Here is a 26,410-nt window from a genome sequence, read left to right as displayed (position 1 = left end):
AAATCACTCCTTTTCTAATCGGTCATCACCGGGAAGCAGATTATCGATAATCTCCCGGGCCACCTGGCGCAGAGTCTGCCCCCGGTTCATGGCTTCTTTCTGGATCCAGCGATGGGCCTGACCTTCATTTATACCCATCTGCGCAATGAGGATTCCTTTGGCCTTATCCAAGAGCTTGCGGGTCTGGAGGGTTTCTTTCAGCTTCCTGATTTCTTCTCTCAGTTCCCCTTCCCGGTGCCAGTACATAAGGGCTGCTTCTACCGCCGGAATCAGATTGTTGTAGTTCAGCGGTTTCATCAGGTAATGAAACTGGTGCATCCGGGGCAATATATCCCGGTCTACCAGAAGTAAAACAGCCGCCAACTGATCCTCACTGATTATAGCCGCGGTTTTTAAGCCCTTGCCGCCTTCAATGCCGCTGTCAACAATAACCAGATCGCAATAAAGGGTCCGGATTCGTCTGAAGGTATGGTTCATGCCTGCTGTTTCAGCCGTGATCTGGTAACCGGCACGGCTTAAAGTTTCAACGATCATTTTGCGTTCCGGCAGTATATCGTCGGCAACAATAATCCGTCCACCCAATAGCATCACCTGCCTTCCAACATCATCACAACTTGGGTTCAGGGCAGAAATAAAAGCGTCCAGTCCAGGTTCTGTCATAGTTATGTAAAACCTGTCTGGACGCCTTTGTCCGCTTGAATAATTATTAAGCTGAAAATGCGTTCACTGCCTTGCTAAATCATTCTAAACCTGCAGCAATCAAGCTGACAAGAGTTATAAGCCAGATATATTGTATACTTGGCAGCTTGATGTTGCTGCTGCTTCAATATGGATTGCACGCATTAGCCGATGGTTACTTTATAGGCTCTTAGCCAGGCATCAAGCTGAAGCAGATAAGCCAGATACTGGGTCTCTCCCATAAGCTGCCCGAACCAAGGCCGGGCGAACAGGCTACCGGATGAGGTCAGCGCACTTCTGACGGCATTGATATCCACCAGCTCCAGCAGCGGTGAAGAAGAGTCATTCACTATTTTTAGAAACCTGCTGTGAACGGTTTGCCGGTAGGAGGGGTTATGGCTTCGGGGATAGGGACTTTTAGGTCTTTGCAAAACATCAGCAGGCAAAATATCCATTAATGCCCGCCGCAGGATTCCCTTGCTCCTCCCGCCCCAGTTTTTCATCTGCCAGGGGATGTTCCAAGCGTATTCCACCAAACGGTGGTCGCTGAACGGAACACGGATTTCCAGCCCCCAGGCCATGCTCATACGATCCTTGCGTTCCAACAAAGCAGGCATAAAACGGGTAATATTCAGATAAGACATTTCCCGTATACGGGCTTCAAAAACTTCTTCACCCGGAATACGCGGCACTTCTTCAAGAGCCTCCCGGTACCTGGCGGTGATATAATCCCATGGCCTGATTGCCGCCGCTGCATCCGGTGATAATAACCGCAGCCGTTCAGGAAGCATTCTGATCCAGGGGAAGTATGGCGTATCCATGGCTTCCTGCTGATAAAACCAGGGATAACCGCCGAAAACTTCATCGGCACATTCGCCGGATAAAGCAACCGTAGCGGTTTTCCTGATTTCCCGGCAAAAGAGGTAAAGGGAAGAATCGATGTCGGCCATTCCGGGCAAGTCCCGGGCCCATGCAGCGGGGAATAAAGCATCCGCCAGTTCCTGGTTGTCGATGGTTATCTGACGGTGTACAGTTCCCAGGCTTTGGGCCACTCTTCCTGCCCACGCGAAATCGGCATCCGGCTGAAATTCACTGATCGCAAAATAATCCTGGTTCTCCGCATAATCAACCGAAAGGCTGTGCAACGGTGTCCGTCCGGCTGGCCTGAATACCTCTGCCGCTAAAGCGGTAAGGGCACTGGAATCCAGGCCGCCGGAAAGAAGGGCGCATACCCCGACATCAGCCACAAGCTGCCTGGAAACCGTATCTTCCAGCAATTCGCGCACCTTTCCGGCCGTCATCTCCAGGTCATCCTCGTGCGGCTTACTTGCCAATCCCCAGTATTTGGTGATACGAACTCCTTTTCTCTGGTATAACAGCCAGTGGCCCGGCTTCAGTTCCGCAATCCCCTTGAAAATCCCCTGACCTGGTGTACGCGAAGGCCCCATGACAAGGATTTCCGCCAGCCCTTCTTTTGTGATTTCGGTTTTTACGGCCGGATGAGCCAGCAAAGCTTTCAATTCCGAAGCAAAAAGGAAGCTTTCACCCTGCCGGGCATAGAAAAGCGGTTTCACCCCCAGGCGGTCACGGGCTAAAAAAAGGCTCCGGTTGAACTCATCCCAGACGGCAAAGGCAAATATGCCGTTTAAACGCTGCAGACAAGCTTCACCCCACTCCATAAATGCCAGCAGAAGCACTTCGGTATCGGAGTTGCGGCTAAGAAAAGTATATTTCCGTGCTTCCAGTTCCCGGCGCAATTCCAGGGTATTGTACAACTCCCCGTTATAGGTAATGGTGTAACTATTGTCCCCGCGCCGACGGGTCATGGGCTGAGCCCCCCCTTCGGGATCCACCACCACCAGCCGCCGGTGCCCCAGAGCTGCGTGTTTTGACAAATAAACACCTTCTGCGTCCGGCCCCCGGTGCCTGACGGCTTTGGTCATCTTATCCAGGATACGGCTCTGCTCAGTCAAATCTTGTTTCCAGTCTATCCAGCCGACAATTCCACACATTTTATTCCCCTCCCTCAAGTTTGAATCTTTATGAGCCAGCCGGAGGAATCCCTTTGCTAAGCGATACCACCGGCCAAAAAAAATGGCGCTTAAGGATCCATGTCCTTGGCGCCATTGCCTTCGCTATAGGATATTAATTTATGGTTCAAATGTGTTTGGAATTTTTCCCCACCGCATTGCAGTATTGCCTTCCGGCAAGTAAATTCCGGGGACTGGTTAATGCCATTGCTTAATTAGTTTGCCGGTGGTAACCTTTTAGCCAGGAACATTCCTGCAGAAAGGACAACCGGCCATGCGAATTACCCTGGCTCAGTTAAATCCGACAGTTGGAGATATTCAGGGAAACATGCTGAAAATGATAGACGCTTGGGAACAGGGCAGTCGGGGAAACAGTGATCTAGTCGTTTTTCCCGAACTGTTTTTACCCGGATACCCTCCCCGTGACCTCCTGGAAAAAGCTTGGTTTATCGAGCAGAACCAACAGGCCCTGCAAAAAATAATCAATGTTTCCGGCAGTTACTCCCATACCGGAATATTATTTGGCATCCCCCAAATAAACAATGGTACCGGCAAGGGGCTGTATAACTCTGCGCTGCTGGTTTACCGGGGGCAAATTCTTGCTTCCCGGCATAAATCCTTGCTTCCGGTCTACGATTTTTTTGATGAAGCCAGGTATTTTGACCCGGCCCCGGATATTCTTACCGTACCTTTCAAAGAAGAAGTGCTGGGCATTTCAATCTGTGAAGACGCCTGGAATGACCCCCGGTTCTGGAACTCCAGGAGCAATTACAGTTTTAATCCCATAGCGGCTCTGGCCGCCCAAGGCGCCACCCTCCTGATTAACATTTCCGCCTCCCCTTTCCATGCCGGAAAGGAAGAAACCCGATACCGTCTTATTTGCAATCATGCTCGCCGTCATGCTTTGCCTTTTATCTACGTCAACCAGGTGGGGGCCAATGACGAACTTATATTTGACGGTCGCAGCATGTGCATCGACCGCAGCGGCAAACCTTTTTTGACTGCCCCCGCTTATGAAGAATATCAGGCAACAGTTGATACCCGAACGCCCGGTTCCGAGAGGCTCCACCGGCCGGATTGCGGAATCGAGTCCGTCTACCGGGCGCTGGGTCTGGGTATAAAAGATTATGTCCGCAAATGCGGTTTTAAAAAGGTGCTGATCGGCCTTTCGGGAGGCATTGATTCCGCACTCACCGCCTGCCTGGCGGTACAAGCCGTAGGGAAGGAAAATGTCCGGGCCATTTCGATGCCCTCACCGTTTTCATCTTCCGGCAGCGTTGATGATTCCCGAAAACTTGCGCAAAACCTGGGTATCGAATGTAACGTACTTCCCATAGGAGAGATTTATCATTCCTATGTCAGGACTCTGGGTGATGCGTCGACCGGGGAAAGCACCGAAATAACGCTGGGAAACATCCAGGCCCGCATTCGGGGCAGTATTTTAATGGCTATATCCAACAAGTACGGTTATCTGCTTCTCTCTACCGGAAACAAAAGCGAATTGGCCGTAGGCTATTGTACCCTCTACGGAGATATGAGCGGAGGGTTGAATGTTCTGGCCGACGTCCCCAAAACCACGGTCTATGAGCTGGCGCATTATATTAACCGCGACGGGGAGCTCATTCCTCATGAAATCCTCAGCAAACCCCCTTCAGCCGAATTGAAACCCGGACAGACGGATCAGGATGAACTTCCTCCCTATGATATTCTTGATCTTATACTGCACTATTATATTGAGGGCGGCTATTCTCCCCAGCAGATAATTGACCTGGGCTTCGGGCCGGTTACCGTAAAATGGGTGATTCAGGCCGTGGACCAGAACGAGTACAAGCGAAGGCAGGCCGCCCCCGGGCTAAAGATAACCGCAAAGGCCTTCGGCATAGGGCGAAGAATGCCTGTCGCCGCACACGTAAAGCATTTCTAAATGAATCCTGGGGCAAAGCCTGCCTGAATCGGCAGGAAAGGCCCGGGTGAGTTAATTAGCAGCTAAGATTCTGCCCATCGCCGCTGACCTGGCTATAGGCAACTTCTCCCTGCAGTGAGGCATCAAGTCCCGCTTCCTCTTCGGAACTGCTTACCCGCAAGGGCAGGAACCGATGAATAAACTTTAGAATCAAAAAGGTCATTATTCCCGCAAAAACATAGGTAGCCGCTACTGCAACAAGCTGCACTGACAACAGACGAATGCCCCCTGATGCCAGAAGGCCGTCGGCGCCGGCGGGATTGACGGCTGTGCTGGCGAAAACGCCAGTAGCCAGAGCACCAAAGGTGCCGCCTACACCGTGGATGCCAAAGGCATCCAAAGAATCATCATAAGCCAGTTTTTCCTTCATTCTGCTTATGGCCAGGTAGCAGACGGGCCCGACCAGCAATCCCATTATGATGGAAGCCAGCGGGCTTACGAAACCGGCGGCCGGGGTAACGGCTACCAGGCCTGCTACCGCACCGCTGACCGCCCCAAACACAGTAGGCTTGCCGTGGTGCAACCATTCTGCTGTCACCCAGGAAAGGGCCGCCGTGGCTGCACAGGTATTGGTAACCAGGAAAGCGAGCGAAGCCAGCCCATCAGCCGCCAAAGCGCTGCCGGCATTAAATCCGAACCAGCCAAACCACAGTAAGGAGGCTCCGGTTATCGTCATGGGCAGGTTATGGGGAACAATCGCTTCTTTTTCCTGACCAATGCGCCGCCCCAGTACCAGAGCAGCTACCAGGCCGGAAATGCCTGAGCTGATATGGACAACAGCACCTCCGGCAAAGTCCAGCGCCCCCAATCGTCCCAGCCATCCTCCTCCCCAGACCCAGTGAGCCAGGGGATCATAGACCAGGGTGGTCCATAACAAGATGAAGATGACAAAGGCAGTGAAATTCATGCGTTCAGCAAAGGAACCGCATATAATCGCACCCGTGATTACCGCGAACATAAGCTGGAAACCAACAAAGGCCAGTTGCGGTATGCTCCCCACCGAAGAACAAGTCGCAATACCCTGCAAGCCTAAAAATTCCAGACTTCCTATCAAACCACCATGGTCAGAACCGAAAGCCAGGGTATAACCGCCTAAAACCCACTGTACCGAAACTATAGCCAGAACCGTAAAACACTGCATCAGAATACTGAGTACATTCTTTTTCCGTACCATCCCGCCATAAAATAAGGCCAGCCCGGGGGTCATCAACATTACCAGAGCGGAACACAGCAGTATAAATGCTGTATTTCCAGGGTCGGCCGGATTTTCTGCTGCCCAGGCAGTAACGGGCAGGCATAGTAAAAGCGAAACCGCAATCATTATGGTAAGCCGTCTTTTTATTCCCGTTTTCATAAAACATCTCTCCTAAAAATAAAAAGGCGTTCACCCGGACCATATATCCGGTGAGCGCCTTTGCCCAACAACCGTTTGCAGTTTACAGAGCCGAATCCCCCCTTTCTTTACTGCTTATCCTGATAATTTCATCTACCGGATAGACGAATATTTTGCCATCGCCAATACTTCCAGTGGAGCAGACCCTTAAAATGGTATCGATTATTCTCTCCAGCCAATAATCGCGGCAGATAATCTCCACCTTGACCTTGGGGAAAAGGTCCACTGACACCTCCTGCCCACGATAGTATTGTTTTACATCCTTCTGCAATCCTCTGCCCATGACATTGTAAATCGTCATTCCTCTGACCTCCAAATCGTTTAAGGCCTGTTTCAGTTCCTCCAGCCTGGTAGGCCGAATGACGGCCTCAACCTTCTTCATTCTCACCCCTCCTTAATAATTCTTAATTAGTAAAAAAAACGCCTGGTTACCCTTCTTATCAGGTAGCTTGGCGCCTTTGCCTGCCATTGATTCTTTATGCCATTGCAGCCAGGAAATCATCAATTAAATACCGGGTATCCTGTGGGCCCGGTGCAGCTTCCGGGTGGAATTGCACTCCCCTTATATTCATTTCCCGGTGTATAATTCCCTCAACACTATTATCGTTTAAGTTTTGAAACCAAAGCTCTGCCCCGGTTTGAACCAGGGAATTCGGTTCGACCGCATAGCCATGATTCTGGGCACTTATATAAATGCGGCCGCTGGTAAGGTCTTTTACCGGATGATTGGCTCCCCGGTGTCCAAATTTGAGCTTATAGGTACTCGCCCCCAGAGCCAGGGACAATAGCTGATGTCCCAGACAAATGCCCAACATGGGTTGGCATCCCAGCAATTTGCGGATTGTTTCGATGGCGTAGGTACATTCACCCGGATCACCGGGTCCATTGGACAATACTATGGCATCGGGAGCCAGCTGCTTAATCTTTTCCGGGCTGGTATGGGCAGGCACCACTATTACCTGATTTTTACGTTTCAGTAATGCATCAACCATGCTCTTTTTAGTGCCAAAGTCCATAAGGAGCAATCGTTTACGGCCTGCACCCAGTCTGACGATATTCTGGCGACCGGCCTGCAGTGCATATCCGCCGGCAGGCGGCTGCATTGCCCTTCGGGCCCGCTCGATGAGATCATTGTTATATTTCAGGGAGGAAGCAAGGACCCCTCCCATGGTTCCCCTCATTCTTAAGTGGCGGGCCAGAGCTCGTGTATCTACTCCGCTAAGACAAGGAACACGGTTTTGAGCCAAAAACTGCTTAAAGCTCATTTTCTGCTGATAATGCTTTCCTCCCTCATCCTCACATAAATCTCTTACCACCATACCCTTGAGCCAGGGATGATCGCTTTCCAGATTTTCCGGGTTTACTCCATAGTTGCCGATCAGAGGGTAAGTCAAAACTACAATCTGACCGGCATAAGATGGGTCAGTGGCTATCTGCTCATAACCGCTCATACTGGTGTTAAAGACTACCTCGCCCGCGGATTCGCAATCCCCGGTATTAAGACGTCCGGAATAGACCGAGCCGTCTTCGAGAACCAGGTATCCTTCTCTCAGGTTCATATTTTTCCCTCCCGGGCAGCAAAAAAACGTCCTTCCTGACTTGATATCGACATAGGTCAAGAGGACGCCTTTGCCCTTGGTAATATTTAGTTTAAGCTTTGCTGTCAATTATTATAGCAGCGCTGAAATTTAAATCAAGGCTATTCATTTCTTTATACTGTATACCTAACATACTTGCTTCCAGATTGCATTGATTAATGCTATACTGAGGTTGGTACAGCTTCGGTTAAAGGCTGACCTGACCCGCAAAGGAGCGGAAATTTAAGAGAATAGCCAGAACGCAAGGACAATGGCGTCCGTGGGTATGCTTGCCGGCATATCAACGGACGCCATTTTTTAGGAATCTATAGGGGCGGATGGTTTAGGAACAACTCCTGAGCAAAGGAGGAAATGATGGTGGAATATAATTGCATATCTACGGGAATTCCAGGTTTAGACACGGTTCTGGATTATTTGCGGCCGGGAGATAACGTAGTATGGCAGGTTGAATCCGTCCAGGATTACCAACGCTTTATAATACCTTTGGTTAAGCAGGGATTAAAAGAAAAGCGCAAAATGGTTTATATACGATTTGCCCACCATGCTCCCGTAATTGATGAATCGACGGTCAAGACCTATCGGTTGAACCCTCAAACCGGATTTGAAGCTTTCTTGAGCCGCGTACACGAAATAGCTGCCCGGGAAGGAGCAAATACTGTTTATGTTTTTGATTCGCTGTCGGATTTATTATACGCATGGGCCACAGACTTGATGATAGGCAACTTCTTTCGCATTATCTGCCCTTATCTTTATAAATTAAGGGCCATAGCCTACTTCGCCATCCTTCGCAACTGCAATTCGCAGCACACGACGATGCGCATCCGCAATACCACCCAGCTGCTGCTGGATGTTTATCGGTATGAAGACAAGTATTATGTTCATCCGCTCAAAGCAAACGGGCGTTATTCCCCCACCATGTTCCTGCCTCACCTGATGGTCAATAATGACATGGTTCCTGTTACCAACAGCTACGAGGTATCGAATCTGTTTGCCCGCTTTCAGCGCTTGGGTGATGCCGGACGCAAATTGGACTACTGGGATAGGGTAATACTGAAAGCCCAGGAATTACAGGACCGAATTTACAGCGGCGAAACAGTCCCGCCGGAAAAAATCAATGCGACGGTTGAGATGCTGTGCCGAATGATGATAGGGCGGGAGACCGGAGTATCAGCTCTGGCTCGCAAACACTTTTCCCTGAGAGATCTGCTTTACATCCGCAGCCGACTCATCGGCACCGGTATGATCGGGGGCAAGGCGGCGGGAATGCTCCTGGCCCGCAGTATCCTGCGCGACAGCCGCGACCATGATTGGCATCTGGTTTTGGAACCGCATGACTCCTTTTTTGTCGGCTCAGACGTCTATTACACCTATCTGATTGAGAACGATTGCTGGAATCTGATATTGGAACAGAGAAAACCGGAAAATTATTTTTCCATGGCCGTAAAATTACGGCAAAGAATATTGGACGGAGTCTTGCCGGAGACCATTCGCGAGCACTTCACCGAGGTTATTGATTATTTTGGTCAGGCTCCGATTATCGTCCGCTCCAGCAGCTTGCTGGAGGACAATTTCGGCCATGCCTTTGCCGGTAAATATGAAAGTCTGTTCTGTGTGAACCAGGGTGATCCCCAGGAGCGCTGCCGCCGCCTTGAGCAAGCCATCAAGTCGGTATATGCCAGTACCATGAGCGAGGATGCCTTGACTTACCGGCGGCAAAGAGGAATGGACCGATGCAATGAACAAATGCCGCTTTTAATTCAACGCGTTTCCGGGTCATATCGCGGCCGCTATTTTTTCCCCGATCTGGCCGGTGTCGCACTATCTCACAATCTTTACGTATGGCAAAAGGGTATGGATCAGAGGGCCGGAATGATGCGTCTGGTAGCAGGTCTCGGAACCCGGGCGGTGGCTCGCACCGGAGGCGATTATACCCGCATTGCAGCTTTGGACCAACCGTTGCTGCGGCCCGAATCGGCCTGGAACGATGTACGCAGCTTTTCCCAGCACCAGGTTGACCTTCTGGATACCGCAGAAAACAGATTGGTTACCGTACCCGTTAATACCCTGGGGGCTTTACGCCCTGAACCGGAGTTCTGGAAATCAGTGGCTGAAGAGGATCATGAACTGCAGCACAACCGCCGCCGGGAAAAGAGATGGGTACTCACTTTTGGCCGAGTGCTGGGCGGCACCTCCTTTCCCCGGATAATCCGGGAGATGCTGAAAACTCTGGAAAAAGCCTATAATCACCCCGTGGATATTGAATTCACCGCAAACTTGAGCGGAGACACACTGAAAATAAACCTGCTGCAATGTCGGCCTATGCAAACTTGGAATAGACATCAAAATCAGCTGCGCGCTCCGCCGATCATCCCGGAAAATGCTGTGTTTATCTCCCAAGGAAATTGCATGGGCGGGAATACTTCCCAGTTGATACAATGGGTCATTATGATTGACTCCAAAGCCTATTCCCGGTTGAATGAGGCCGATAAACACCTGGTAGCACGGTGGGTGGGTCGTCTGAACCGCACTTTTAAACGCCCTGCCGCAACGGCAATGCTGATTGGGCCGGGACGATGGGGAAGCAGTATTCCTTCCCTGGGAGTGCCGGTTTCGTTTGCTGAAATATGCAATTTTGCAGTTCTGGTTGAGATTGCCGGTTGTGGCTATTTGCCCGAAGTATCCTTTGGTACTCATTTTTTTCAGGATCTGGTCGAAAACCGGATAAGCTATGTTGCCCTGTATCCCGGACAAGACGGAGCTTGCTTTAATCCGAAGTTATTGAACAGCTCGAACCAGCCCGACCAAGTCCTGCCCGAAGAGCCTAAGTTGAAGAAGGTCATAACGATTACGGATTTAGCTTCCGTTAACGCACATTTATGGTTTACTGCGAATACCAACAGCGGGACGGTTGCCTGTTATTACGCACCCGATGAAAAAGCTGAATCATGTCCTGCCATGGCATCAGGTAAAGCATTAATCCATTGACAGCAAACAAATCCAGTACTATTATCAAACAGAATAGATTCATAGGTGTGTAATTCCTGGAAAGCAGCCATGACGGTTGCTTAGGTGCAGAACATTGTAAATGAATATTAACAGCGGTAAGAATTCCGGGGACAAAGGCGTCCTTTTGCGTAAATTACTTTGCGCAGAAGACGCCTTTTTGCTTTTTAAAGAAGCCTATCCCCCTTTTGGAGGCATGCTGCATTTTGCCGGCCCCCAAACGGGACTGAGGGACGATCTTTGTCAGGAAGCAGAGAAAGGAGAAATACAATGGGGTATATACAAGATGTGATTAATAAGGTAAAAGCGAGGAACCCGAACGAACCGGAGTTTCACCAGGCGGTAACCGAGGTTCTGGAGTCGCTGGAGCCGGTGCTGGAAAGATATCCGGAGTATAAAAAAGCCGGTATCCTGGAGAGGCTTGTAGAGCCGGAAAGGCAAATCATTTTCCGCGTGCCCTGGGTGGACGATGCGGGTAAAATCCAGGTAAATCGCGGTATGCGTATTCAATTCAACAGTGCCATCGGCCCCTATAAAGGCGGGCTGCGGCTTCATTCTACGGTCTATCCCGGTATTATCAAATTTTTGGGTTTTGAACAGATATTCAAAAATTCTTTAACGGGCTTGCCCATCGGCGGGGCTAAAGGGGGGGCCGACTTTGACCCTAAAGGCAAGTCCGACGGCGAGGTGATGCGTTTCTGCCAGAGCTTTATGACTGAATTATACCGTCATATCGGTGCGGATGTCGATATACCGGCCGGTGATATCGGTGTAGGCAGTCGTGAGATCGGCTACTTATATGGGCAGTACAAGAGAATCACCCAGGCCTATGAGGGGGTATTGACTGGTAAAGGCCTGGATTGGGGCGGCAGCCTGGTTCGAACCGAAGCTACCGGGTACGGTCTGGTTTACTTTATGGATGAGATGCTGAGAGACAAGGGCAAGACCATAGCCGGATCTGACGCAGTGATATCCGGTTCAGGCAATGTGGCGGTTTATGCCGCCGAAAAAATCCATCAGCTGGGCGGTAAAGTCGTGGCCCTGAGTGATTCGGACGGGTATATTTACGATGCCGGCGGAATCAAACTTACTACCGTAAAACGTATCAAGGAGATTGAAAGAGGCAGAATCAGGGATTACGTCAAAGCTCACCCTGCCGCCCAATACTTTGAAGGCAAAGACATATGGCAGATTAAATGCGATATTGCCCTGCCCTGCGCGACTCAAAACGAATTGGGGGAAGAAGATGCCCGGGCTTTGGTTGCCAACGGCTGCTTCGCGGTTGGGGAAGGTGCCAACATGCCGTCGACTCAGGCGGCCATTCGTATTTTCCAGACCAACCAGGTGTTATTTGCCCCCGGCAAAGCCGCCAATGCCGGAGGAGTTGCCACTTCCGCCCTGGAGATGGCTCAGAACAGCATGAGATATTCCTGGACGTTTGAAGAAACCGATGCCAAGCTTAAAAACATCATGGTTAACATATATAGAAATGCCTCCGCAGTGGCCTGTGAATACGGTTATGAGGACAATCTGGCGGCAGGAGCAAACATTGCAGGATTTATGAAAGTAGCCCGAGCCATGCTGGCCCAAGGTGTTGCCTAAACCTTCCTGAAGGAAGCAAAAGGATTTTTCTTTTTGCTTCCTCATCGGGGCGGCAGCGTTAATCAGGAAACCGACCTTATCCTGGTCAAAGCCTCTTTTATCCTGGCAGCATCCACGGTAAGGGCAACCCGGAAATATCCTTCTCCGTATTGACCATAACCATTCCCCGGCGTAATTATAACCCGGGCCTTATCCAAGATGAATTCACAATACTCGGCCGAAGTGTATCCCCGCGGGACCTTTACCCACATATAGAAGCTTCCCCGCGGTGGTCGAAATGACCAGCCCAGCTCACACATGCCTTTCACAGCAACATCACGCCGCTCCCGGTACATCTTCTGCAAGCCGGCCACGTCATCATGAGAACCTTCCAGGGCAGCTATACCAGCATATTGTATGGCCTGAAATATACCGGAATCAATATTGGATTTAAAGCGCCCCATCACTTCCACGGCATTCCGGTTGCCTGCCATCCACCCAATTCTCCAGCCGGTCATATTGTAGGTCTTGGAAAGAGAGTGAAATTCAACCCCCACTTCTTTGGCCCCGGGCGTTTGCAGAAAACTGGGGGCTGCATAACCATCATAAACCAGTTCCGAATAAGCGGCATCATGACAAACCAGAATATCATAGCTGCGGGCAAACTCCACTACCTGCTGATAAAAGCCGATATCCGCCACCGCTCCGGTAGGGTTGTTGGGATAGTTGATAAACATAAGGCAAGCTGTTTGCGCCATGCGAGAGGGAATATCTTCCAGCAACGGCAGGTAGCCGTTTTCTTCTTTTAACGGCATAATGTGCGCAATCCCTCCCGCCAGCTGAGTGGCAATCCCATAGACCGGGTAACCGGGATCAGGGACCAGGTTAACATCACCCGGGTTCATGCAGGCAAACGATATGTGAGCGATTCCTTCTTTCGATCCCAGCAATGACACCACTTCCGTTTGGGGGTCCAGCTCCACTCCAAAACGATTTTGATACCAGCGGGCAACTGCCTCACGATAACGCAATAATCCGACTGAACTGGGATATTGGTGATTGGCTCTTTGGTAAATTGCTTCCGCCATTGCTGCAAGGATATGTTCCGGGGTAGGCTGGTCGGGGTCTCCTATCCCCAGATTAATAACGTCGAGACCTTGTTGCCGGGCCTCATCTATTTTCTTTTCGATACGGGCAAACAGATAAGGGGGTAATTTTTGCATGACAGCGCTTTCCCTCATAAGCACCATCCTCCTCTTCGCTTTTATATGTTCTGCTCAACGATAACACCCTTAAATACCTCAACCGCAGTTCCGGTCATATAAACATGGTCATCCTCAGCATTCCACTCTATCCATAAATCTCCGCCCGGCAAATATACCCGGGCCTGGCGGTTGCTTTTACCCAGCAGGCAGCATGCTACCACGGCCGCACAGGCTCCGGTTCCACAGGCCTGGGTCATTCCTGCCCCCCGCTCCCAAACCCGCACCTTGAGTTCTTCCTTCCCCAGGATCTCAACAAACTCCACGTTGGCGCCGTATGGGAACAAGGGGTTGTTTTCCAAACCGGCTCCCCATTTTTCCAGGGGGATCCGGCTTACATCTTCCACCACAGCCACGGCATGGGGATTTCCCAAGGAAACAGCAGTTACTTTAAAATGCTGTCCGGCAGCGCTTACTGCCATATTCAAATTATCTTCCTTTCTCATTACAGGAAGGTTTAAAGGGTTTAGTCCGGGCTGCCCCATATCTACCCGAACCGCTTTACTTCCCGGGGAAACTATCTTAACCACTCGGGTACCGGCCAAGGTTTTTACCGGGAATTCATCTTTATCAACCAGCCCGGCCTGCTTTGCCCATAAGGCGATACAGCGAATGCCGTTACCGCACATCTCCGCTTCGGAGCCGTCAGGATTGAAGATGCGCATGAAAACACCCTCTTCGGAATCGTAACCGGCAGCCAGAATACCATCAGCGCCAATGCCATAATTGCGATTGCACCAGGACATGCTCAGGGGCCGAAAACGGACTGCTTCCGCAAAGGATTCCGCCCGAACCACAATGAAATCGTTACCCAGACCGTGCATCTTGGTAAAGTTCATAAATCTCACTCCCTTCTTTTTCTGCTCTTGCCCCCTGAGCGAAGGGGCAATATTCTGGACAACAATCTTTCCACCCAGAATCGGCACTGACCAGTCCCCCTCTCCAAAGCGCTGTTGTCAACCCCGGACAGCCACCCTTTCATCTCTATCCGGAAATAAAAAAAACGCCCTTAAGATAAAGTCTGCGGGCCATTTGCAGCTTCACACCCCAAGGACGCCTTTGCCTTCAAAGTATAATATTCAGTTTGACATTATTATAGCACCTCTGCCAATCCAAACAACTCTTTGCGGCTCTTTATACTGTATACCTGTTATAACTGTTGGAGCCGGCTGTTCCGTCAAGGTCTCTCATGCCGGTTCTCCGCCCCGGAGGGCAAGTCTAACCCTCAATCCGACCTATATCAGGGCCTAATATTATGTAAACTAAAAGGGGAGATGCCGGAACAGCAGCATAACAAAAGGAACCAGAATGAGACCCGGCAGGAGATTGGCTACCCGGATGCGGGTAAGACCCAGCAGGTTTAAGCCCAGGCCTGCTATAAGGATTCCGCCCAGAGCGGTGATGTTATCCAACATGGGGCCGCTTAATAGCGGTTTTAAGAAGCCTGCACCCAGGCTGATCGCCCCCTGATAGAGCAAAACCGGTACCGAGGAGAACAATACTCCCATGCCCATGCTGGCGGCAAATATAATGGAGAAAATACCATCCAGCAAGGATTTTACCAACAGAATCTGATAGTTGCCGGTGAGCCCGTCTTCCAGCGCGCCAACCACCCCCATGGCCCCTGCGCAGAAAAGCAGGCTGGCAGAAACAAAGCCCTTTACAAACTCACTCTCTCCGAAGGCGAAGCGGCTTTGGATTCTGGTGCCCAAAACTTCGAGTTTATGCTCCCACTGCCGCCATTCGCCAATCAGGGCTCCAAGCGCCAAAGCCAATCCGATAACGGCAAAATTGTCAGCCTGAAAGCTATATTTCACCCCTATTATAAATACCAGCAAGGCCAGTCCATCCTGAATACTCTTGCTGAAGTTCTCCCTTATCCCCCGGCGTAATAATAATCCTACCAATCCCGCTCCCGCTATTGCGGCCGCATTTATTATAGTACCTGTCACGAAATCACCCTGCCGTAAAATTAATAGAAAATAGGCGCAGATTGCACGGATTAACACTGCTTTTTTTAGGTCAAAACAGTCCCCACCTTTGTTTCACACTCGCCCGCCTGCCTATGCCCGGAGGGTATGGCTCACGGCCACGGGGTTAAGTACTGCAGTGTTATTTATAATATCTTTGTATTCAGTGTCTAGGGCAGCATCTTCATAAACTCTTCTTCCGTCAGTAAGGCAACCCCCAGTTGTATGGCTTTGTCGTATTTACTGCCCGGTTCGCTGCCGGCTACCACGTAACTGGTCTTTTTACTCACGCTGCTGCTGACTTTGCCGCCCAGGGCCTCTATTCTGTCGCTGGCTTCGTTACGGGTCATGCTCTCCATGGTTCCGGTCAGAACGAAGGTTTTACCGGTCAGGGGCTGCAGTCCTTTTTCACTTTCTGCTTCCGCGGTATTGACCCCGGCTGCTTTAAGCCGGGCAATAGTGGCCTGGTTGCGAGGCTCCCGGAAGAACTTGACCACGCTTTCGGCCATTTTAGGGCCAATATCCGGAATACTTAACAGTTGTTCCTCGCCTATCTCCGTAAAGGTCTCGATATCATGGACATACTCGGTCAAAATACGAGCCGTCTTGGCCCCCACATGGCGAATACCCAGAGCGGTCAATAGCCGGTACAAAGGCCGTGATTTGCTGTCTTCAATAGCCCGGATAAGGTTGGTTGCCGATTTAGCTCCCATTCTTTCCAGTCCGGCTATCTGCTCTTCCTGCAGGTAGTAGAGATCATCGACTTTTTGCACCAGTTTTTTCTCCACCACCTGGTCGATAACTGCCGGACCCAGGCCATCTATGTCCATAGCGGTACGGGAAGCAAAAAAGACCAGGCTTTCTTTCAGGCGGGCAGGGCAATTGATGTTCCCGCAGCGATAAGCTACTTCCCCTTCAAATCGCACTACCTGGCTGCCGCAGGCCGGACAATCACGGGGAGGCTCTATCTTCTGCTCATCGCCCTGTCTTCTTTCGCTTATGGGTCTGATTATCTCCGGGATAATGTCTCCAGCCTTGTGTACCAGTACCAGGTCGCCGACCCGGATGTCCTTTTCCTGGAGCAGGTCGAAGTTGTGCATGCTGGCTCGACTCACGGTGGTTCCAGCCAGAACTACCGGCTCCAGAATGGCGGTAGGTGCGATTATTCCCGTTCTGCCGACATTGACTTCCACCTTCAACAAACGGGTTTCTTTTTCTTCCGCCGGAAATTTATAGGCTATGGCCCAGCGCGGGCTTTTGGCAGTCTGACCGAGTTCTTCCCGTTCGGCAAAGGGGTCAAGTTTGATTACAACCCCATCGATTTCATAGGGTAAATCGTGGCGTTTTTCCTGATACTCCTGACTATACTCATAAACCTCGTCTATACCCGGACAAAAACGGGCCTCACTGTTAACCGGGAAGCCCTGCTGCTTTAAATAATCCAAAGCCTGCCGCTGTTTTTCAATTTTTACGTCGTCACAAAAAATAATATCGTAGATGAAAGCTGCCAAGGCCCGTTGAGCGGTAATACCCGGGTTCAGTTGGCGCAGGGAACCGGCAGCGGCGTTGCGGGGGTTGGCAAAAACCCTTTCCCCCTTTTCTTCCTTGTCCTGGTTAAGCCGCAAAAACTCCCGCTTGGGCATATAGACTTCTCCGCGCACCTCCAGGCGGGCAACTTTTTCCTGCAGCCGCAAGGGGATACTTTTTATCGTCTTGATATTGGCAGTAACATCCTCCCCTACCAGACCATCACCCCTGGTAGCAGCATTAATCAGAATTCCGTCCTCATAGATCAGGGCAATGGATACCCCGTCTATTTTCAACTCGGCCATATAAGGAGCCGGGGATACTACCCGCGCCACCCGGCGGTCAAAATCCTTAAGGTCAGCTAGGGAAAAGGCGTTGTCCAGACTGAGTAAGGGCCGACGGTGGGTAACCGGGTTAAATCTTTGCGCCGTCTCTCCCCCTACCCTCTGCGTAGGTGAATCGGAAGTCAAGAATTCCGGGTTTTCCTTTTCCAAGCGACTCAATTCCCGCATCATAAGGTCATATTCCGTGTCGCTTATCAGGGGATCGTCAAGTACATAGTAACGGTATTCATGCTTGCGCAGTTCTTCCCGCAGCTGGTTTATACGCTGGGCAATTCCGGCCACTATAATTCCTCCCTGAAATTTCAGTATTTTAACTTATCTTTTCCAGAGGAGCAATATCTAAACGCAGCGTCCTGGTTCCCGCCCGCTCAAAATCAATTATTGCGGTTTCGTAGTCTTCACTTATGCTAATTATTACTCCCATGCCGAATTTATGATGAATAACAGTATCTCCCTTTTCCAACTGGCAATCGACGATTTCCTTTTCATGAGGTGAAAGTACCAAATCCAACGGTATCTCCTGCAGAAAACGGGAGGGAGGATTGCTCCTCTCATATCCATACAGCAGGCGGCTTACGGCATTAGTCAGGTAAAGCCTTTCCATGGCTCTGGTAATACCGACATAGCAGAGCCGTCTCTCTTCCTCAATCTCCTTCGGGGTCTCACTGCGATAGGAGGGGAAGACTCCCTCCTCCATGCCCGTCATGAATACTACCGGAAACTCAAGGCCTTTAGCCCCGTGAAAGGTCATAAGCATCACTGATTCGGAGTAGTCGATGCCGTCATTGTCCTGAACCAGGGCTATGTCCGCCAGGAAGTCCTCCAGGGTCTCCCCGCCCTCTTTTTCATATTCCAAGGCCAGTGATCTCAGTTCCTCAATATTTTCTATCCGCGTTTGGGCTTCGATCGGATTATTCTTTTTAATATCCTCTACGTAATTGCTCACGCTTATGAGCTGGTCGATGATTTCATGCACCGAAGCTTTATCCGTGCCCATTATGTTAAGAAAATCAATCATGCCGTGAAATTCTTCCAATTTTTCTACTATTTTTTTACTGATACCGGTTATTTCCGGAGCATGAGCCAGGGCTTCCAGGAGAGGCAGGTTTCTCTCCTGAGCAAAAGCCTTGATTTTTTCCAGGGTCTTGTCTCCGATGCCGCGCCGGGGAGTATTTATTATCCGGTCAAAGCTTAAGGTATCATTGGGATTACAGGCCAGCTTAAGATAAGCTATGATATCCTTTATTTCTTTTCTCTCATAGAACCTGCGCGCCCCAATAATCTTATAGGGTATATATCTTCTCACCAGGGATTCCTCCAGAATCCGGGATTGGGCATGAGTGCGGTAAAAAATAGCAAAGTCGCTGTATTTTCTCCCTTCCCGGTCCAGCAGATCCGCAATGGTGTCGGCCACAAAGCGGGATTCCTGATAGCTGTCACTGGCGCAGAAATAAACTACCTTTTCCCCTTCTCCCCGGCTGCTGTATAGGTTTTTTTCCTGGCGCTCCAGGTTGTTGGCTATAAGCGAGTTGGCGGCCGAGAGTATATTCTGGCTGGAACGGTAATTCATTTCCAGCTTGATCACCACAGTATCCTGATAGTCATTCAGGAATCGGGTAATGTTATAGGGCTCTGCTCCCCGCCAGCTGTATATGGATTGATCAGGGTCACCGACCACAAATATATTATGATGGCCCGAGGCTAACAACCGGGCCCAGTAATACTGGGCGTAGTTGGTATCCTGGTATTCGTCGATCATGATATATTTAAACCAATGCTGGTATTTTTCCAGAATGTCGGGATATTGCTGAAAAAGCCTTATACATAGTACTATCAGGTCATCAAAATCAAGAGCATTCAGTTCCTTTAGCCTGGCATTGTAGAGTTTGTATATCCGCAGATTCTTTTCCTTAACATAGTAAGGCAGTTTGAGGCTGTCAAAATGCTTCTCCGGATCCAGCAGACTGTTTTTCACCTGTTTGAAACCGTACAGCAGTTCGTCCGGGGCGGTCTCCAGGTCATTCTCTTCTTTCAACAGGCTTTTTATCAGGGATTTGCACTCGGTTTCATCGACTATGGTAAAGTTAGGCTGGTACCCTAATATTTCGATATCCATGCGCAGTATGCGGTAACAGGCCGCATGGAAGGTCTGTATCCATCTGCCTGCATAGTCAGGTATCATGCCTGCCACCCGGGAGCGCATTTCCTGGGCCGCCTTATTGGTAAAGGTAATGGCAAGAATGGAATTGGCAGGTACCCCCTGCTCAATCAGATGGGCTATTCTTCTGGTAAGAACCCTGGTCTTGCCACTGCCGGCTCCGGCCAGCACCATACAGGGCCCTTCTCTTTGCAAGACTGCCTGCTTTTGTTGTTCATTTAAATCCTTCATCAAATCTATCATAATATTAAAACCACCTTTTGCTACCGGGAATGATAAATTATAAAAAAGCAACGTTTTTTCGGATTTATTCCGGATTACTCCCTTCATCACCTAGCGGCTTGATCTTTCCCACAGTTGTTAAACTAGTATTAATAATACCATAAAGACTAAAACTCTTTCATTCTAATTGGGGACTCCATAAGAGATGAACCTCGACATGTAATGGGGGAAATGCCAGGGAGCAGCACTCCTGCGCATATTACCGGGCCAATTTAAAAATTGCCCCAATATCTATTAGTTCAGGTCGCTTTCGGGCTCGATAACATCTATAAACATACCGACCAGGTCGGGGTCAAATTGAATTCCGGCAAATCTTCTTAATTCTTCGATCGCCCTGCCGTGGGGCATGGCTCGACGATAGGGACGGTCACTGGTCATGGCATCGTAAGCATCAGCCAAAGCTAAAATACGACACTCCAGCGGTATGTTCTCCCCTTCCAGCCCCAGCGGATATCCTTTTCCATTCCACCATTCGTGGTGTTTCAGTATCCAGTCGGCAATGAGCACCAGTTCCGGTGCGGACAGGGCAATGCGGTGGCCTATCTCGCAGTGCCTCTGCATTATAGAATATTCGGATTTGGTAAGGGAACCCCTTTTAAACAGTATCGAATCAGGGACGCCCACTTTGCCGATATCATGAAACTGGGCCAGCAGGCGCAGATCATTTTCCTTTCCTTCAGACAAATCAAGTACCCGGGCCATTTTAACCACCAGGCGCTGCAAGCGGTCCCCATGGCCTTCGGTGATAAAATCCCTCGCTTCCAGTGCCCGCATCAAGGTCTGAACAATGGAACTGCGGGCACTTAACCGGCTATGCAGCTTTTCCCGGTACATATTATTATCAGCCTCTTCGAATATAGTCCCCATTGTGGTTTCCGGGGTAGTGCGCACTGCGTACCCCAAGGATACGCTTAGGGGAAGCTCGGGATTGATCAGGTTGTATTCTCTTACTTTCTCCCTTATGCGGCTTAAAGTCTGTTCCACCGTAATTTTGGAAGTTTCGGGCAGGAGGATGGCAAATTCATCTCCCCCAACCCGGGCAACTATATCGTTTTTGCGGAAACATTGGTTAACCAGGCCGGCCACTGTTTTGAGCAGTCGGTCGCCTTTATCATGACCCAGGGTATCATTGACTATTTTAAGCCCATCTACATCACACATAACCAGACCTATCGGGTCATACCCGCCATTTTCCATAACCGCCATCTGCTCTTCAAAATACAGTCGATTATGTAAGTCCGTAAGAGAATCATGGGTGCTCAAATAGCGCAGTTGTTCCTCGGCTTCTTTTCTTTCCGTTATATCCCGCCCAACCGACTGGTAGTCCACCAACAGGCCTTTTTCATTATACAGCGCCCGATGAGTCCACTGCTGCCAGCGGATCTTTCCTCCTTCCAGCATAACCCGGTGCTCTATGGTAGTAACCGGATTCCTATAGCTTAAACGAGCAATTTCACTTTCCACCAGAACCATATCATCCTGGAGAAAATTGATTCTAAAGTCCTTTCCCAGCAGTTCCGGGCGCTTTTTGCTGAAATAGCGGCAGTAGGTTTCATTTACAAATGTAAGCTCCCCACCCGGTAAAAAGCGACAGATAAGTTCGGTCTGGTCTTCCACGATTCCCCGGTAGCGGGCTTCGCTGATAGCCAAAGCCTCCTCATATATCTTGCGGTTGGTGATATCGAGCAGAGAGGTCACGCTCTGTGTAGTTCCCGGTATCATCGCAATGGTAAGCACTACTTCCTTTATACCGCCATCCCGGCTCAGCAGCTTGAATTCATAGTTACGGGGCGCCTTGTCTGGCGATTCCCGCCGTTTTAAATGATATTCGATCATGCGGTTCCGATGTTCCGGCTCCACAAACATGGTCCACTTCTGCTTCCCCTCTATTTCCTTCTTGCTATAGCCTATCAGCCTTTCCATTTCACTGTTCATCAAGGAAACGGTCATGTCATCTTCGATAATAATAGTAGCTGTTCCCGTAGTCTCAAATATGGTTCGGTATAGGTTTTCCGACTTGCGCAGAGCTTCCTCGGCCTGCTTGCGTTCGCTGATATCGCGCACTATGCCTCTGAAGCCGACTACTGTAATATTATCTTTGATAGGTAAGACGGTAGTTTCTACAAAAAGAGTGGTGCCATCCTTTTTCCTAACCTGCCAATCCAGTTCTTTTACCGATTGCCCGGTATTATATACCCGGTTAAAGGCAGAAAATACCTTGCGTCCGTTTTCACCATCCATGACCTTGCGGTAGTTGTGGCTTTGCAATTCATCTTCGGTATAACCCAGCACTTTAACCAGCCAGGGATTAAAGAAAACAAAGTTTCCGCCCTGGTCGACTTCGAAGTAACCATCTTCGATGCTTTCGATTATATTGCGGTATTTCTCCTCGCTGTCCTTAAGGGCTTTTTGGGCCTGACGATTTTCGGTGACATCCCGCAGTGATTCAATCGCCCCGATTAACTTGCCGCAGCGGTCATAGAGGGGGGCACTCTTCTCCGAGATATAAATCTCGCGTTCTCCGATCTGGGTACAGATACTTTCACCATAAAAATTTCCTCTTTCCTGTTTTAGAAAAATATATCGGCTTTCATCATACGCCTCAGCCCCCAAGGCCAAGTCAATCAACATCGGCCTGCGGCTGCCGTAAAAAATAAGAGAATATTCCCTACTGCCCCTCCCCCATATCTCCCTGTTTCTTACTCCGGTAAGCTCCTCCATGGCCCGATTCCACATCACTACTTTGCCCTCTGCATCAATCACAAAAGTGGGGTCGGGCAGGAAGTTGAATATGACTTCAAGCTGCTGGTGGGCATTGGCCAGAGCCTCTTTATTGCTTTCGGACTCTTCCAGTTGCTGGCGCAGTTCCTCTTCGGCCGCCGTCAGTTGTTCATTGGCAGCCGTAAGTTCTTCCTGTATTCTCTGCAGCTCCTCATTGCTTTGCTTTAAGGCCTTTTCCGTCCTGCGCTGCTCGCTTATATCTTGGGCCAGTACCATTTCCCCGCGAATGCTGCCATCCTCTACAATAGGGGCGGCATTTAAGCGGAATATGCGCTCCTCGCCGTTTTTGTTCAATACCGTAACATTATAACTGTCCGGCTGGCCCTTTTTTAACCTGCGTTCGACCTCAAGCTTAAACGCCTGGCGGTAGCGTTCGGGGACAAAATCCCAGAGAACCATATCCACCGCTTCTTCGGGTTTATAGCCCAGTAAATCCTTGCTCTTCTGATTGGCAAAGGTGATACTTCCATCAAGATCGTAAGTATAAAAGAGCTCGTTCATGTTATCCAGTAAAGTATTGAGGTAAGCTACCTGTTTTTGAGCACTTAATCTGCCCTTTAATAATCTTTGTTCGGCTTTTTTGCGTTTACTGATATTATAAATAAAGAAATACAGACAACCGGGGTCTCCCGATGTCGATAATAGAGAATGCACCAGTATTTCGACCGGCAGGCGGTCGCCGTTTTTCAATAGGTACTCTTTTTCGTAAAAACCCGGCTTTCCCGCCAAAAGGTGATCCTGGATGGACTTTTCTTCCGCGCTTCTCCATTCTGACGGAGTTAAATCCGTTACCCAGTGCTTTTGCAATAGTTCATTCCTGGAATAGCCCAGCAGATTCTGAAATGCCCGATTAAAGTCAATTATTTTGCCGTTTTGATAGGCTATGAGAAAAGGCTGTGGAGAATCGCTCATGAAGTGTTTTAATACCAGCATAGGATTGAAGTTTACAGGCTCTGAGCCAGCGTTTATACCAGTCATAATAACCCCCCTGCCAATGATAGCTCCAATAGCCAAACTGGCTCCAGTCAGTTATTGTTTTTCCATGTATAAGGTTATTTTACATTTCTTTACATCAAGAGTATATCATAAATATATTTATGTTTTTTCTGAAATATCTGATAAAATATCGCCACATCAACACACAGAAATAAGACAGCAAAATACACAGAGAAGGGAATACCGGCATGAGAATAGAGTATCTCGATTTACACGGACTCACGGTGGAGCAAGCCCTGGAAAAGACGAGAAAAAATTTGGCGTGGTGCATGGGACACGGCGTCGATGTACTGGATATTAATCACGGCAAAGGCTATCATAGTGAAAATCGTTTTTCAGTTATTAAGGCTGAAATACGAAAATTTCTTCGTCAGGAAAAATCGCTCCCGGAATACGGTTATAAAGTAGTGTATGGCGAGTCAGATTTACCGGTAGCCTTAAGCTTTGATCAAGGTCATACCCTGGTGGTAGCCCGGGGAAAAGAGAAAGAATACCTGGGCGGAAAAAAGCAGCAGGAAAAAAACCAGCAGCTATACTCGGATGAAGCCCGGAAGGAAAGGAAAAGTCATAAAGCCCGGAAGGCGGGAAAACGCAAACGCTGGAAATAATATCATTGCCCGGAGGAGGTCGGCATTTTTTGCCCTAGCCTTATAAAAATGAAAAGTATAAATCCGCCCATTAAAAATCCAGCCAGAACATCGCTGAAATAGTGCACATTAAGATATATCCGGCTGATGCCGATTAAAAAAACAAGAACACCCAGGATAACGGCCAATGCTTTCCCTGTTCTGCCCGGTAACAACCGTAAAGCCAGATAGGCTAAAAAACCATAAAAAGCGATTGAAATCATGGCATGTCCACTGGGAAAACTGTATCCGGCAGCATAAGTCAGGTGTTCTCCCTCAGGTCTGGGACGGGCAAACAATTCTTTTAACAGCCTCATCACCCACCAGCTGGTAAGCAGGCATCCATCCATAAAAAAGGCCTCCCACCGTTTTTTCCGGAATACCAGCAACACTGAAAACAGCATAGCCAAAATAATAAAGGTACCAGGAGAACCAAAATCGGTTATCTGTAAAAAAAAGCGCTCCAGAGAAGGACCGGATAACTTAACCAGTCCTTCTCTTATCAACTGGTCAACTAGCAGGCTATCACTGCAATTGAATGCCACCATATATATTACCTTTCATATTTTTATAATTATATACGGAATTGCTGAGCCAGGGCTTGCATACTGGCAGCCAATTTGGCCAGAGCTTCCGTTGATGCTGCCATTTCTTCCACCGCAGCCGTGGATTCCTGGGTTATACTGGTTACGTTTTGAACAGCCATAAACGCCTGTTGAATTCCTTCCGCAACATTTTCCACCTGGCCCGCTAATTCCGTTACCTGCATAATTATATTATGAAAAGACGCTCCGGTATTATTTACTATTTTTACTCCGAACTCAACTTTACTCAGACTTTCATTCATAACGTTTACCGCTTTCTCACTTTCGGTCTGAATATTGCTGATTAATTGCTGAATCTCTTCGGCTGCCGCTGCCGACTGTTCTGCAAGCTTCCTGACCTCATCGGCCACAACAGCAAAACCGCGCCCATGCTCTCCTGCCCGAGCTGCTTCGATAGCAGCATTAAGTGCAAGCAAATTAGTCTGTGATGCTATATCCGATACGGTCTTTACAATTACCCCTATTTTCCTGGACATTAAATTCAGCTCGTTAACTACTTTGGTAGCATTTTCGGTTGATAGGTTAATCTCATTCATTTGCTCTAATACGTTATTAACAGCATCTTTCCCTTTTCCTGCTTCATCACTTGTAGTATTGGCTGCTTCTTTAATTCTAACGGCATTTTCACTTACCCGAGTTACCAGATTGGCCAGTTCCACCATACTGGTTGCAGTTTGATTAGCCCCGGCAGACGTTTCCTCGGCACTGGCAGAAAGCTGCTGTCCTGATGAAGCCAGCTCGTTCGCAGCGTCTCTCAAGTTGACAACTATATTATGCAGATTTTTCACCATACTGCTCAAAGCTTCCATCAATATGTCTTCAGCTGAGCGTTTGGCAATGTTTATGCCTAAATTCCCTGCGGCAATTTCACGGGCCGAGCGTGTAATTTGCTCCATAGCTTCTAATAATAGGTTTAGATTATTTTTGATCGCATTGAAATCACCATGATATTTGTCGGTTATTTTTTCCGGTATATCCCCCCGGGAGATCCGCTCTACATACTCGGCCGCCACATTCAGCGGCCCTATCACTGCATCCAGAGTATTGTTTACCCCCTCCACGATTACCCGGAAATCTCCCTGGTGCCTGGTCTCATCTGCCCGGGTAGACAGTTTCCCTTCCACTCCGGCCCGGACCAGGTAATTGGCGTCACTGACCAAAAGATTTACCGCATCGATACAGGTGTTTAGATTGTTTTTGATCGTATTAAAATCACCCTGATATTCATCGGTTATTCTTTCCGGTATTTCCCCCCGAGATATTCTCTCTACATACTCGGCTGCCACATTCAGCGGCCCTATTATTGCATCCAGCATTTCGTTTATATTATTTAACAGTTCTCTGTCAGTTCCGCTGACGTTTGCAACTTTGGCCCGGGCCGATAAATTTCCCTGCCTGATTGCGCTTACCAAAACATTTAACTCATTAAATAATACTATATTGTTTTTCCCGACCTTATCCGGACTATGCTCTCCACCATTATGAAGAAATCTGGATAAACCACGGATCATTCGGCTCATTGATAACTTTCTCCTTTCTCCATAACCAATGTTTTATAGCATATATTATGCAATCATTTATCATGTCGTAACTTTTTTTAACTATTATGTAAT

Annotated in this window: 18 protein-coding genes; 5 read left to right on the top strand and 13 right to left on the bottom strand. The window is 49.1% G+C overall.

Annotation, left to right across the window (positions count from 1 at the left end; all coding sequences use genetic code 11):
* Window positions 1-3: 3 nt before the first annotated feature.
* Window positions 4-660 carry an ANTAR domain-containing response regulator gene (locus tag ACU70B_RS04205; RefSeq protein ID WP_447185094.1) on the bottom strand — a complete coding sequence of 219 codons (657 nt, stop codon included), beginning with the start codon at window positions 658-660 and terminating at the stop codon, window positions 4-6.
* Between the two features lie 182 nt (window positions 661-842).
* Window positions 843-2,690: an asparagine synthase (glutamine-hydrolyzing) gene (gene asnB / locus ACU70B_RS04200; RefSeq protein ID WP_447185093.1), complete on the bottom strand. Its 1,848-nt coding sequence runs from the start codon at window positions 2,688-2,690 to the stop codon at window positions 843-845.
* A 292-nt stretch (window positions 2,691-2,982) separates the two neighbouring features.
* On the opposite strand from asnB, the gene ACU70B_RS04195 reads away from it, so the two are divergent.
* Window positions 2,983-4,632 carry an NAD+ synthase gene (locus ACU70B_RS04195; protein WP_447185092.1) on the top strand — a complete coding sequence of 550 codons (1,650 nt, stop codon included), beginning with the start codon at window positions 2,983-2,985 and terminating at the stop codon, window positions 4,630-4,632.
* A 55-nt stretch (window positions 4,633-4,687) separates the two neighbouring features.
* Here the strand turns inward: ACU70B_RS04195 and ACU70B_RS04190 are convergent, their stop codons facing one another.
* The 3 genes from ACU70B_RS04190 to ACU70B_RS04180 form a co-directional block, all read right to left on the bottom strand.
* Window positions 4,688-6,025, bottom strand: coding sequence for an ammonium transporter (locus ACU70B_RS04190; protein WP_447185091.1), 1,338 nt, complete (start codon window positions 6,023-6,025; stop codon window positions 4,688-4,690).
* Window positions 6,026-6,107: 82 nt separating this feature from the next.
* On the bottom strand, window positions 6,108-6,446 hold the full coding sequence (locus ACU70B_RS04185; protein ID WP_447185090.1) for a P-II family nitrogen regulator: 339 nt from the start codon (window positions 6,444-6,446) through the stop codon (window positions 6,108-6,110).
* Between the two features lie 94 nt (window positions 6,447-6,540).
* Window positions 6,541-7,623 (bottom strand): carbamoyl phosphate synthase small subunit, encoded by a 1,083-nt coding sequence (locus ACU70B_RS04180; RefSeq protein WP_447185089.1) that lies wholly within the window; start codon window positions 7,621-7,623, stop codon window positions 6,541-6,543.
* A gap of 390 nt (window positions 7,624-8,013) precedes the next feature.
* Here ACU70B_RS04180 and ACU70B_RS04175 point away from each other — a divergent pair, with 390 nt between their 5' ends.
* From ACU70B_RS04175 to gdhA, 3 genes are all read left to right on the top strand, one after another.
* Window positions 8,014-10,647, top strand: a complete 2,634-nt coding sequence (locus tag ACU70B_RS04175; RefSeq protein ID WP_447185088.1) for a PEP/pyruvate-binding domain-containing protein — start codon at window positions 8,014-8,016, stop codon at window positions 10,645-10,647.
* Window positions 10,648-10,747: 100 nt separating this feature from the next.
* Window positions 10,748-10,957, top strand: a complete 210-nt coding sequence (locus tag ACU70B_RS04170) for a hypothetical protein (protein WP_447185087.1) — start codon at window positions 10,748-10,750, stop codon at window positions 10,955-10,957.
* Window positions 10,936-12,267: an NADP-specific glutamate dehydrogenase gene (gene gdhA / locus ACU70B_RS04165; RefSeq protein WP_447185086.1), complete on the top strand. Its 1,332-nt coding sequence runs from the start codon at window positions 10,936-10,938 to the stop codon at window positions 12,265-12,267. The genes ACU70B_RS04170 and gdhA overlap by 22 nt, the downstream gene beginning before the upstream one ends.
* A 62-nt stretch (window positions 12,268-12,329) precedes the next feature.
* On the opposite strand, the gene ACU70B_RS04160 is transcribed toward gdhA, so the two are convergent.
* From ACU70B_RS04160 to ACU70B_RS04135, 6 genes are all read right to left on the bottom strand, one after another.
* Window positions 12,330-13,487 (bottom strand): LL-diaminopimelate aminotransferase, encoded by a 1,158-nt coding sequence (locus ACU70B_RS04160; RefSeq protein WP_447185085.1) that lies wholly within the window; start codon window positions 13,485-13,487, stop codon window positions 12,330-12,332.
* A 23-nt stretch (window positions 13,488-13,510) separates the two neighbouring features.
* Entirely contained in the window at window positions 13,511-14,434 is a 924-nt protein-coding gene (dapF, locus tag ACU70B_RS04155; RefSeq protein ID WP_447185084.1) for a diaminopimelate epimerase, read from the bottom strand.
* 336 nt (window positions 14,435-14,770) lie between these two features.
* A complete protein-coding gene (locus ACU70B_RS04150; RefSeq protein WP_447185083.1) occupies window positions 14,771-15,460 on the bottom strand; it encodes a DUF554 domain-containing protein in 690 nt (229 codons plus the stop codon).
* 188 nt (window positions 15,461-15,648) lie between these two features.
* Window positions 15,649-17,631 carry an NAD-dependent DNA ligase LigA gene (gene ligA, locus ACU70B_RS04145; protein ID WP_447185082.1) on the bottom strand — a complete coding sequence of 661 codons (1,983 nt, stop codon included), beginning with the start codon at window positions 17,629-17,631 and terminating at the stop codon, window positions 15,649-15,651.
* A 28-nt stretch (window positions 17,632-17,659) separates the two neighbouring features.
* Window positions 17,660-19,750, bottom strand: coding sequence for an ATP-dependent helicase (locus ACU70B_RS04140; protein WP_447185081.1), 2,091 nt, complete (start codon window positions 19,748-19,750; stop codon window positions 17,660-17,662).
* A 273-nt stretch (window positions 19,751-20,023) separates the two neighbouring features.
* Complete coding sequence (locus tag ACU70B_RS04135; protein ID WP_447185080.1) at window positions 20,024-23,548, bottom strand: PAS domain S-box protein; 3,525 nt, start codon at window positions 23,546-23,548, stop codon at window positions 20,024-20,026.
* 206 nt (window positions 23,549-23,754) lie between these two features.
* Here ACU70B_RS04135 and ACU70B_RS04130 point away from each other — a divergent pair, with 206 nt between their 5' ends.
* A complete protein-coding gene (locus ACU70B_RS04130; protein WP_447185079.1) occupies window positions 23,755-24,174 on the top strand; it encodes a Smr/MutS family protein in 420 nt (139 codons plus the stop codon).
* A 2-nt stretch (window positions 24,175-24,176) separates the two neighbouring features.
* Here ACU70B_RS04130 and ACU70B_RS04125 read toward each other — a convergent pair whose 3' ends face one another.
* Window positions 24,177-24,740: a phosphatase PAP2 family protein gene (locus tag ACU70B_RS04125; protein WP_447185078.1), complete on the bottom strand. Its 564-nt coding sequence runs from the start codon at window positions 24,738-24,740 to the stop codon at window positions 24,177-24,179.
* Window positions 24,741-24,766: 26 nt separating this feature from the next.
* Window positions 24,767-26,317: a methyl-accepting chemotaxis protein gene (locus tag ACU70B_RS04120; RefSeq protein ID WP_447185077.1), complete on the bottom strand. Its 1,551-nt coding sequence runs from the start codon at window positions 26,315-26,317 to the stop codon at window positions 24,767-24,769.
* Window positions 26,318-26,410: the final 93 nt, after the last annotated feature.

Source organism: Syntrophomonas curvata, assembly GCF_052976825.1.
Note: the sequence above shows the minus strand (reverse complement) of the source record. Positions and strands in the feature narration are given on the sequence as shown.